This window comes from Lacisediminimonas sp. (genome assembly GCF_030645335.1).
Lineage (GTDB): Bacteria > Pseudomonadota > Gammaproteobacteria > Burkholderiales > Burkholderiaceae_D > Lacisediminimonas.
On sequence record NZ_JAUSNH010000010.1, the window covers coordinates 1 to 10,954 of the forward strand.

Here is a 10,954-nt window from a genome sequence, read left to right on the forward strand (position 1 = left end):
TCTTTTTGACGCGTCAAAAAGAAAGTTACGCGCCCGCGGGGGCGCACACCCCGCTTAACCACAAAGAATATAAAAACCTATTAAATTGACAAGAAACAATTAACCAGAAAATATCAATAAAATATACCGCAAATCAAGGCCGCACCCCAGGCGCCTCCATCACCATCCCCCCACCCCGCCCCGCAAGATAAAGCTCCAACTCCACCAACTCAACCGCCCCCGCAGCATGCGGCAACGCCCTTACCCCATTCATGCAATTGCGCAAGCGCCGCTGCAACGACCCCATCCCCTGCCACTCCAGCCGATAAACCGGATACCCCGAAGCATGCCCCTGCGGAATAAGCGCACTCCCCAGCCGCTTGCCGGCCTGCTGGTCATGACACTGCGCACAAGACAAATTCAACTGCCCGATCCGCGCAAAATACTGCTCCCGCCCGCGCGCAACGAAAGGCTTGAGCCGCTCATCCGCCGGCGGCGCCACCGCCATCCCGCGCGACTGCAGCGCCAGATAGCTCTCCATCCCGAGCAAATCATCGCTCTCCAGCTTCCACGGCGGGGCCTGCTGGTGCCGGGAACGGCACAGGTTAATGCGCTGTCCCAGATTGACCGGCACTTTGCCCACAGCATCAAACGCCGGAAAGCGCGCAGCCACGCCACGCATGCTGGCCTCGGCCTGCCCATGACAAGCCGCGCAACTCTTTTGGGCAGTCCCGGCCGGTGCACGCCACAGCGCCTCGCCGCCCTTGACCCACAGCATGGCGGGATTTTGCGTATCGTCACGCTGCATGGCCTGCGTCGCCGGCCCCATGAAGGCCGATCCCGGCAAACGCCCATCCGCGGACTGGGCGAGAACCTGCCCGAACCACAGCAACAGCAACAGCAAGCACGTAAGTACCCGCAGATAAGCAGGCAAGCGGCAAGACAAGGCCATCGACACCTACCCGGTCACCGTCAAGCCAAGCGTCTCGCTCTGCGCAAATCCATTGTCGCCGTCCCAGGAAAACACCAGGCTGCCGCTCTCGGTGGCCAGCGTATGAAAAGCAATATAGGGATTGGCTGAAATGGACGGAAACAGCTCGGCTGAAAAAACCGTCACGCCGTTATAGCGGCAGGTAAAGCGCCGGATAATGTCGCGCGGCTGCTGGCGGCCATCCGAGCCGGCACGAAACCCGGTTTCCATCACATGGGCGATCAGGGCGCGGATCTCGATGACTTCGCCCCGTCTTGCCGTCCTGGGCATGTTGACCAGCGTGCGCGCCATCAGCCATCTCCTTCAATGCAGGCCGCCAGCGTCACCACCACATCGACCTGGTGCGACCAGTAACTGCCGTCCGACAACTTGGCCACGGCGAGCAGGTTTTGCGAGGTCGCCAGCCGGATGCGGGTAGCGACCATCGCCTTTCCCGCGCGCGGACCGAGCGTGAATCGAGCCACATCCGGCAATGGATTGCGCTCATTGAACACGGCAATGGCCACGACGTGATTGCCGGCCGTCATCGGGCTGTCTACCGTGACCGTGATCGGCACCGTATTGCCATTGTCGACCAGGCGGGCCACATCCAGCTTGACCTTGCCGGGACGCACCGTGGCGCCGCCCGTCCACTGCGCAAGCGCCGCCTGCATGGCGGGGGGCGTGGCAGTCGCGGGACCAACCATTACCAGCGCACCGGCGCAAACGCCGGCCCCCAGCAAGCGCCGCCGGCGACGGTCAGGTTCATCGGGCATCGGGTCCATTGGCTGGCTCATGGTGGGTCGCTGGCTCCTGTGGATCAATTGCGCATCGTGCGCAAATAAGCAATGACGTCTTCAATTTGCTGTGCGGACAATACTGTCTTGCCTTGCCACGACGGCGCTACCCGCTGCAAGCCGTCGAGTCGGTAGTACGACGGCATGATGGTGGAAGGGTTCAGGCGGCCGGGGTCGGCGATGCGCAGGCGCAACTGGCCGGCAGACCAGCGCGACCCGGCGCCGGCCAGCGAAGGGGCAATGTCGCCCTGGAAACGCTGGTCCGGAAATGGTCCGCTGTGGCACAACAGGCACAAGCCGACCTGGCGGTCGGTGATGATGGCGCGGCCACGCGCGGCATCACCCGGCGCAGCCAGCAAGGGTTCGGGTATCGCGTCGCCCACTAGCACCACTTGCGCAGGGGGCACCGCGGCGCCCCCGTTGGCGCCTGCCTGGGCAAAAGCGACACCGCCGCACACCAGTCCAGCGGTGACCAGGGTAGAAGCCAGGCGGCGTCGCCATGCAACGCCGGCCCGATCTCGCCCCATGTCGTCCGCACCCGGATTCCGGCTATCCATCAAGCACCCACCCAAGCCTTCCTCCAATGCCGCTTCTTTCAAGCCACTGTCAAACCTTGCTCAAGCCTTCAGGCTGTGGTTTTTCAGCGGCAAGTCCCGGATACGCTTGCCGGTCGCCGCAAAGATCGCGTTGAGTACGGCCGGCGCTGCCACGGCAATGGTCGGCTCGCCAACACCGCCCCAGAAACCGCCGGATGGCACCAGCACCGTTTCCACCACCGGCATTTCATCCATGCGCATGACCCGGTAGGTGTCGAAATTTTCCTGCTCCATGCGCCCGCCCTTCAGGGTGCACTCGCCATACAGCGCAGCCGACAGGCCATATACGAACGAGCCTTCGACTTGCGCCTCGACCTGCTGCGGGTTGACGACATGGCCGGGATCGGTGGACGCGACGATGCGATGGATCTTGAGCACGCCGTCACTGCTGACCGACACTTCGGCGCAGGCGGCGACATAGCTGCCAAAGCCCATGGTCTGCGCCAGGCCGCGGAACACGCCTTTTGGCGGCGGCTTGTCCCAGCCAACCCGCTCGGCCACCGCATTGAGCACGGCCAGGTGCTTGGGATGGTTGGCCATCAGCTTGCGCCGCAAGGCCAGCGGATCCTGCTTGGTCACGTTGGCAATTTCGTCGATGAAGCTTTCGAGGTAGATGGCATTCTGGTTCAGGTTGACGCCACGCCAGAAACCGGGCGGCACCGCCGGGTTGCGCATCGCATGGTCGATCAGCACATTCGGAAAGCTGTAGCCGATCGAGGCTTCCGGCCCGGACGGGTTCAAGCCCTGAAACACGACCGGATCCTTGCCGTTCTGCATCAGTTGCGGCAACACCGCCGCCACGATCGACTGGCCCGACAGGCGCATCGTCAGGCCGGTGATCTCGCCCTTGTCATCCAGGCCCGCAGTCAGCTTGCACTGGGTGACCGGATGGAAGCGGCCATGCAGCATGTCTTCTTCACGCGTCCACAGCAGCTTGACCGGCGTACCGGGCATTTGCTTGGCGATGGCAACCGTCTGCCGTACCCAGTCATGCACTGCGCCGCGCCGGCCGAAGCCACCGCCGAGGTTGATTTTGTAGACTTCGCATTTTGCTTGCGGCAGTCCGGCCGCTTCGGAAGTCGCAGCCAGCGCCGCTTCGCCGTTCTGGGTCGGGGTCCAGACTTCACAGCGCTCCGGCGTCCACTTCGCGGTGGCGTTCATCGGCTCCATCGTGGCGTGATTCTGGAACGGATAGGAATACACGGCCTCGATCTTGCGGGTGGCGCCGGCAATCGCTTTGCGGGCGTCGCCAGCCTGGTTGCCGACCACTGCATCATTGGCGTCGAGCCCGGCCTTGAGCCATTCGGCAATGCTGGCCGAGCTGGTATTGACGTTCGGGCCATAGTCCCATTCGATCGGCAGCGCATCAAGCGCGGTCTTGGCCCGCCACCAGGTGTCGGCCACCACCGCCACTGCACTGTCGCCGACCCGCACGACTTTTTTCACGCCCGGACGCTTTTCAATCGCAGCCGCATCGAAACTCTTTAACTTGCCGCCAAATACCGGACAGTCCTTGATGGCCGCATTGAGCATGCCGGGCATCTTGAGGTCGGCACCGTAAATCTGCGCGCCGTTGGTCTTGGAAACCGTGTCCAGACGCGCCAGGCGTTTGCCGGCGATCTTCCATTGTTTCGGGTCCTTCAGCGCGATGTCGGTCGGCGCAGTCAGCTTGGCGGCGCTGGCGGCCAGCTTGCCGTAGCGGATCGTGCGGCCGCTGGGCACATGGGTCACGATGCTGTTGGCGGCGCGGCATTCGCTAACCGGGACTTTCCATTGGTTGGCCGCAGCCTGCACCAGCATCATGCGCGCGGCAGCGCCGCCCTTGCGCACGTAATCATGCGACTGCCGGATACCGCGGCTGCCGCCGGTGGAAAAATCGCCCCAGACACGATTGCGCGCCAGGCTCTGGCCGGGCGTTGGATATTCCGTGGTCACCCGCGCCCAATTGGCTTCGAGTTCCTCGGCCACCAGTTGCGCCAGGCCGGTCAGCGTACCCTGCCCCATTTCGGAACGGGCAATACGGATCACGATGGTGTCGTCGGGCTTGATCACCACCCAGGCATTGATCTCGGGCGTGACGGCTTGCGCCATCGCGCTGCTGACAAACGGGATATGGAAACCCACCACCAGGCCGCCAGCGGCGAGCGTGGACCCCTTCAGGAAGCGGCGCCGGCCGCTGTCGGGCAGATCGTCCGAGATCGTCAGCATCAGCGGTTTGTTCATGTCGTGCTCCCGTCTTTGTGCTGGATGGCCAGGCCGGCGCTGCGGACATCGCCGCCTTTTGCGACCGCCTTGATGGCCGCGCGTACCCGGTTGTAGGTGCCGCAGCGGCAGATGTTGGTCATCGCGTCGTTGATGTCGGCGTCGGTCGGATCAGGCTTGGCCTTTAGCAGCGCCACGGCCGACATGATCATGCCGCTCTGGCAATAACCGCATTGCGGCACATCCAGCGCCGCCCATGCTTTCTGGACCGGATGGTTGCCCTTGGCCGACAGGCCCTCAATGGTGACGATCTTGTCGGTGGCCTTGATGGTCGACACCGGCAACACGCAACTGCGGGTCGGCTCGCCGTTCAGATGCACGGTGCAGGAGCCGCACTGGGCGATGCCACAGCCGTATTTGGTGCCGGTCAGTCCCAACTGCTCCCGCAGCACCCACAACAAGGGGGTGTCCGCTTCCGCCTCGAAATCGCGGGTCTTGCCGTTGACGTTCAGTTTTGCCATTTGGCATTCCTTCCGGGTTGTTTTCTCATATCAAAAGGGAGTAGTACACATTTACCGTTGCTTGCCGCCGGTTCGTGTCCACTTGCTGCAGGGGGACACGAACCGGCGTCGCACTGGCCGGGCCGGTGTGAAAGCTACATCAGGGAATCGGCCCAGATATTGCGGGCCCAGTTCATGGCGTAGATACCTTCCTGCTGGCTTGGCGCCGACGACACGCCGCCCGATCCTGGCACCGTCAGCAAGGTTTTTTTGGCGGCGTCCCAGCGATGCACCGACGCCACATGGATCACGTCTTGGTCGGACACGAAGCTGTAGCAGGTGTTGGTCAGCATCGGCGCCGGATTGGGCGCAACGCCATTGAGCAGGTCGATCACGGCAGCGGCTGCGACCTTGGCATGCTGGTTGGCCATGTGACCCGACTTGGGCATCAGCGGCGCGACCTGGATGGCGTCGCCCAGGACATGGACGCCACGCGCCTGGGTCGATTCGAAAGTCAGGAAATCGACCTCGCACCAGCGCTTGTTGATGTTGGCCAAGCCGCTGCTGGCCGCAATGGCGCCGGCGCGTTGCGCCGGAATGACATTGAGCACGTCGGCCCTGACGCGGTCTCCGAATTCGGATACGGCGGCATTGCCGGCGACATCGACATCGGCCGTGACGAACTGGGGACGGTACTCGACCATTCCCTTGTAACGCTCGGCCCAGACGCGCTTGAACAAGGGTCCTTTGGAGGTCACATCCGGATTGCCGTCCAGGATCAGCACCTTGGAACGCGGCTTGGCGCGCGAAAAATAATGCGCCACCTGGCAGGCCCGCTCGTACGGGCCGGGCGGGCAGCGGTACGGCGCAGTCGGGATCGTGATTGCATACACGCCGCCATCGGGCATGGCTTCTAGCTGGCGGCGCAAGGCCAGTGTCTGCGCGCCGGCCTTCCAGGCGTGCAGCACCTTGTCCTGGGCAGCCGCACTGGCCATGCCGGGCAAGCCGTCATAAACGACGTCCACGCCCGGCGACACGATCAACCGGTCGTAAGGCAGCGTCTGTCCGCCCGCCAGCCGCACCATGCGCTTGTCGACATCGATCGACAGCGCCGTGTCGCGCACCAGCTTGACCCCGTGCCGCGTGGCCAGGCCGCTGTAGGGAACAGTCAGCTCGGCGATCTGCCGGCTGCCGCCCAGCACCAGGTTGGACAAGGGGCAGGAAATGAAATTGGCGTTGGGCTCCACCAGCGTGACGTTGATTGAGCCGCCGCTCCACATGCGCAGGTACTTGGCTGCCGTAGCGCCGCCATAGCCACCACCGATGACCACCACATTGCGCCGGGCCGGTGTGCCAACTGTGGCGCATCCGGCCGCCGAGACCAGCAACGCGGCCGAGCCCGCTGCCTGCATGAACTGACGTCTTAACATGGCCGGCTCCTATTTATTCTGGGCCGCGTAGAAAGCGGCCATCAACTGGATCTGCTCATCGGTATAGCCCTTGGCGATCTGGTGCATGATCGTCGCTGGCCGGGTACCGGCCTGGAACGCTTTCATGTTGGCGACGATGGCGTTCGCCGGCATGCCCGCGAGCGGCAGGAAGCCCCCGCCGATGGCCACGCCATTGGTGCCATGGCAATTGGCGCAGGTCGCAGCCAGCCGCTGCCCGGCAATGTATTCCTTGCTTGCGGCTTGCGCCGGGATGGCGGCAAACGCCGCTATCCCGGCAATCAGTAAAACAGCGGTGCTTCGCATCGGATCTCCTGTGGGGCCGTATTGTTGTTGGGGGGAGTTCGGGGAAATTCGGAATTGACAGGGAGATGAACACCCCGCAGTGCAGCATAAACGCGCTGCCAGAACAGGCGCGACCGCGACATGTGCTGCCTCCTTTATTGTTTGAGTCTTGCAGTGTGATGCGTGTCGAAATTTAGCACAGCAAATGAAATTGTGTCTGCCAGTTCAACATGAAAATATCGCTCCGGCGCGATGCCGCAGTGGCCGTCGGCGGCACGGACCGGCTGGCATGCCCCCAGGTGTCGATCCAGGTTTGACAGCGCGCCGAACCGGCCAGCCTGCGCTGCGCCCCAGGGTTGCGATTTCTCAAAATCAGGTGTCTTGCTCCCAGTACAGTAAGCGCTCCGCAAGGCCGCCGGATCGGGAGACGCGCATGATCAACTACATCGTAATGGGACAGGATCGGCGCGTTACGCTTGCCGTCTTGCAGGCAGTCCGCAGCTTCACCGACGCTGGCTGCATGGTGATCGGCACTGAAAGAAATCGCGGATTGCGCTGGTCTTCGCTTTGCAAACAACAGGCGACGATCCGGTTCGACGGTGCTGACGACGACGCTTTCGTCACCCTGCTAGACCACCTTTCCCGCCGCAACCGGCACCTGGTGCTGATCCCGACCGATTGCGATGCCATCGGCATGGTCAACCGCGTCGGCGAACGGCTCGCGGTCACGGTCGCGCCGATTCCCGATACCGCGACCATGACCATGCTGGACGACCGCTGGCAGTTCCAGCAACTGTGCCGCCGCCACAGCCTGCCTGCGCCGGCCAGCCGGCTGATCGGCGGCGACACGCAGCCGGACTTCGCATCGCTGGCGACAGAACTCGGCCTGCCATTCCTGGTCAAGCCGGTTTCGCAACGGCACTCGGGCGGCAAACTGCTGATACGTTGCCGCAGCGATCTGCTGCGGATGCCGGCGCACACCTTATTGATTGCGCAGCAAATTGTCGCTGGCATCGACGCCAGCATCAGTTTGCTGGCTGACCGCGGTCAGCCGACCGCATTCGCGATTGCCGGGCTGGACCCAGGACAGTCCGCACGATTTCATCCGGAGCTGGAGCGGCTGGCCGCAAGGCTGTGCCAGGTCAGCGCATTCAACGGCATGATGCGCTTGCGCGCGCGGGTGGATGTGGCGACAGGGGAAGCGGTGCTGATCGATTGCGTTCCGCACTGCTGGCCGGGCCTGACCGCCTCGATACTTGCCGGCTTGAACCTGGTGGCGGAATCGGTTCAACCCTCGCCGCGGCGCTCGGGAATGCCACGCATTACCCAGGCAACGACAGTGCTGGGTCATCCGCTGGCGCCGGCGCGCTGGCAAAGGCTGTGCACCGCAGACGAAGGCGGCAGATTATTGCGGGCAATCTCGCTGGACATGTATTCGCTGTCCATGTCGACCGCCAGCGTCGTGCGCCATGCCTGGCGCCATACCAGCAGCAATACAAGCCTGCGCCCCGCACCGGCATTGCCGGCCAGGGCGCAGGACGCCAGCGCGCGATTACAGCCAGTACCGGTTACCAGCCAATATACTTCGGCAACCAGGTAGCGATGGACGGGTACAGGAACAGCAGCACCAGCGCCACCAACTGCATCGCAATGAACGGAACGACGCCCCGATACAGGTCGCTGGTGGTCACCTCGGGCGGGGCCACCCCTTTCAGGTAGAACAATGCCCAGCCGAACGGCGGCGTCAGGAACGACGACTGCAGGTTCAAGGTGATCAGCATCGCCAGCCAGATCGGATCCACACCCAGCGGTAACAGGATGGGCAGGAACAGCGGCACCGCGATATAACTGATTTCAATCCACTCGACGAAAAAGCCAAGCACGAAAATCAGCAGCATCATGAACCAGATGCCGGTATTGACGCCACCTGGCAGCATGTTGAACATCTTGACGATCAAGTCTTCGCCATGCAGTCCGCGGAAAGTCAGGGCGAACACCTGCGCGCACATCAGGATGAACATCATCATCGCGGTGATCTTGGTGGTGTCGCGCACCACGTCGCGCAATACCGTCCACGTGAAGCGCCGCGAAACGGCAGCGACCACGATCGAGCCCAATGCCCCCATCGACGCGGCTTCGGTCGGCGCCGCAATGCCGGCAATGATCGAGCCCAGCACCGCGACCACCAGCATCACGGGCGGTACCGCCACCTTGAAAAAGCGCACCCACAACTGGCGTCGCGTCACCGAATCGAGCTCATCCTGCGAGATCGGCGGCATCAGGTGCGGCTTGCGCCAGCCGAGTACCAATATATAGATGATATAGACCGCGGCCAGCAGCATGCCCGGCCCGACCGCTGCCGCAAACAGCGTACCGACCGACAGTTGCATGATGTCCGCCAGCAGGATCAGGATCAGGCTGGGCGGAATGATCTGCCCCAATGTGCCGGAGGCGCAAATCACGCCGCAGGACACGCTCTTGTCGTAACCGCGCCGGATCAGGGTTGGCAAGGTCAGCAAGCCCAGCGTGATCACCGTAGCGCCGACAATGCCGGTGGTAGCGCCCATCAGCACGCCAAACAGCACGATGCCGACGGCCATGCCGCCGCGCACGCGGCCGGCAATATGGCCCATCACATCCAGCAAGTCATCGGCCAGCCGGGATTTCTCCAGCATCACCCCCATGAAAATGAATAGCGGGATTGCCAGCCACTGATAGCCGGTCGCCACGCCGAACAGCCGGGCCGGCACCAGGTTGAACAAGGAGGTGCCGAATCCCATCACACCGAACAGGAAACCGGTGGTGGCCAGGGATATCGCCACCGGCACGCCAAGCATCAACAGGCCGAAAAAACCGACCAGCATCAGGATCGCAAGTGTCTGCACTTCCGGCATCATGCGCTCCCCGGGGTTTTTGGCTCGGCCGCGGCCGGGTAACTGGCCAGCAACCTGAACAGCGCGCCGATGCTTTGCAAGAGCAAGAAGCCGTAACCGATCGGCAGCAGCGCTTTCACCGCCCAGCGCATCGGTAGCCCGCCCGGATCGGACGATACTTCATTGATGCCGTAGGCCTGGCTCACGTAAGACAGCGACAGCCAGATGAACGTGATCGCCACTGCCATGGTCAGCAGGCAGGACAGGATATCCACCGCCAGTCGCATGGGCGGCGAGTAATGGGCGTAAAACAGGTCGACCCTGACGTTTTCCCCGCGCAGCATGGCGTAGCTCATGCCGAACAGGATCAGCGCCGCCATCAAATGCCATTCCAGCTCCTGCGCCCACACCGTGCCGTAGCTCAGTGTGTAGCGCAGGATGACATTGACCGTCATCAGGATGATGATCGCCAAAGACAGCCAGGACGTCGCCTTGCCGACAAAGTCGATAATGCTTTCGATCGATTCCGCCGACCGCGTGAGTCCTCGTTTCGCCATGACTATCCTTTAGCCCTGAACTTTATTGTGGTACGCGGTTTCGCTGAACTTGGACCAGGCGTCGAACTTGACCTTGTAGGCCATGTAAGAGTCATGCACCTTCTTGGTCATCGGGTCCTTGGCAACCGCCTCCTGCAACACGATTGCGGTTTCTTTCTTCAGCGCAGCGATCACGGAATCCGGCAACGCACGTGCCTTGACACCCTGGTTTTTCACCAGGTCCTCCATGGCTTCCGCATTGGTGCGCTGGCACCATGCTTCGCTGATCGCATTGCAGGCGGCGCAGACGTTTTCGACAATCGCCTGCAAATCCTTGGGTAGCTTGGCCCAGGCCGCCTTGTTAATCAGCAGTTCGGAAACGGTTGCAGGCTCGTGCCATCCGGTCGTGTAGTAATTCTTGGCCGCCTTGTGCAGGCCGAGACGACGATCCTGGAACGGCCCGACGAATTCGGCTGCATCAATCACGCCGCGCTCCAGCGCCGGGAAGATCTCGCCGCCGGGAAGCAGCTTTACGTCCACACCCAGGCGCGCGTAGACCTTGCCGGCCAGGCCGGGAATACGCATTTTCAGACCCTTGAGGTCGGCGACAGTCTTGATTTCCTTCTTGAACCAGCCAGTCATCTGCACGCCGGTATTGCCGCAAGGCAGCGCCATCATGCCAAACGGTGCATAGACTTCCTGCCACAGATCGAGTCCGCCGCCGTCGTACAGCCAGCCATTGATGCCCTGGAAATTCAGGCCAAAAGG

The 10,954-nt window shown here is 62.7% G+C and carries 12 protein-coding genes; 1 reads left to right on the forward strand and 11 read right to left on the reverse strand.

Annotated features, from left to right (window positions below; genetic code table 11):
• Positions 1-133: 133 nt before the first annotated feature.
• The 8 genes from soxA to Q7T64_RS00840 form a co-directional block, all read right to left on the reverse strand.
• Positions 134-883, reverse strand: a complete 750-nt coding sequence (gene soxA, locus Q7T64_RS00805) for a sulfur oxidation c-type cytochrome SoxA (RefSeq protein ID WP_304789548.1) — start codon at positions 881-883, stop codon at positions 134-136.
• A 54-nt stretch (positions 884-937) separates the two neighbouring features.
• Entirely contained in the window at positions 938-1,261 is a 324-nt protein-coding gene (gene soxZ / locus Q7T64_RS00810; protein ID WP_304789551.1) for a thiosulfate oxidation carrier complex protein SoxZ, read from the reverse strand.
• Positions 1,261-1,746, reverse strand: a complete 486-nt coding sequence (locus Q7T64_RS00815) for a SoxY-related AACIE arm protein (protein ID WP_304789553.1) — start codon at positions 1,744-1,746, stop codon at positions 1,261-1,263. Before Q7T64_RS00815 ends, soxZ begins: the two co-directional genes overlap by 1 nt.
• A 23-nt stretch (positions 1,747-1,769) precedes the next feature.
• The gene (gene soxX, locus Q7T64_RS00820; RefSeq protein WP_304789556.1) at positions 1,770-2,303 is read right to left on the reverse strand and encodes a sulfur oxidation c-type cytochrome SoxX; all 534 of its coding nucleotides are present in this window, start codon (positions 2,301-2,303) and stop codon (positions 1,770-1,772) included.
• A gap of 60 nt (positions 2,304-2,363) precedes the next feature.
• The gene (locus Q7T64_RS00825; protein ID WP_304789559.1) at positions 2,364-4,565 is read right to left on the reverse strand and encodes a xanthine dehydrogenase family protein molybdopterin-binding subunit; all 2,202 of its coding nucleotides are present in this window, start codon (positions 4,563-4,565) and stop codon (positions 2,364-2,366) included.
• Positions 4,562-5,065: a (2Fe-2S)-binding protein gene (locus Q7T64_RS00830; RefSeq protein WP_304789563.1), complete on the reverse strand. Its 504-nt coding sequence runs from the start codon at positions 5,063-5,065 to the stop codon at positions 4,562-4,564. The genes Q7T64_RS00825 and Q7T64_RS00830 overlap by 4 nt, the downstream gene beginning before the upstream one ends.
• Positions 5,066-5,199: 134 nt before the next feature.
• A complete protein-coding gene (locus Q7T64_RS00835; protein ID WP_304789566.1) occupies positions 5,200-6,474 on the reverse strand; it encodes an NAD(P)/FAD-dependent oxidoreductase in 1,275 nt (424 codons plus the stop codon).
• A 9-nt stretch (positions 6,475-6,483) separates the two neighbouring features.
• The gene (locus Q7T64_RS00840; RefSeq protein ID WP_304789570.1) at positions 6,484-6,798 is read right to left on the reverse strand and encodes a c-type cytochrome; all 315 of its coding nucleotides are present in this window, start codon (positions 6,796-6,798) and stop codon (positions 6,484-6,486) included.
• A gap of 412 nt (positions 6,799-7,210) precedes the next feature.
• Here Q7T64_RS00840 and Q7T64_RS00845 point away from each other — a divergent pair, with 412 nt between their 5' ends.
• Positions 7,211-8,377 (forward strand): hypothetical protein, encoded by a 1,167-nt coding sequence (locus Q7T64_RS00845; protein WP_304789573.1) that lies wholly within the window; start codon positions 7,211-7,213, stop codon positions 8,375-8,377.
• On the opposite strand, the gene Q7T64_RS00850 is transcribed toward Q7T64_RS00845, so the two are convergent.
• The 3 genes from Q7T64_RS00850 to Q7T64_RS00860 all read right to left on the reverse strand — a co-directional run.
• A complete protein-coding gene (locus tag Q7T64_RS00850) occupies positions 8,346-9,674 on the reverse strand; it encodes a TRAP transporter large permease subunit (protein ID WP_304789576.1) in 1,329 nt (442 codons plus the stop codon). The two genes, Q7T64_RS00845 and Q7T64_RS00850, sit on opposite strands and share 32 nt — an antisense overlap.
• A complete protein-coding gene (locus Q7T64_RS00855; RefSeq protein ID WP_304789580.1) occupies positions 9,671-10,207 on the reverse strand; it encodes a TRAP transporter small permease subunit in 537 nt (178 codons plus the stop codon). Before Q7T64_RS00855 ends, Q7T64_RS00850 begins: the two co-directional genes overlap by 4 nt.
• A gap of 9 nt (positions 10,208-10,216) precedes the next feature.
• Positions 10,217-10,954 (reverse strand): TRAP transporter substrate-binding protein (locus Q7T64_RS00860; RefSeq protein ID WP_304789583.1); only part of this gene is annotated, 738 nt, incomplete at its 5' end.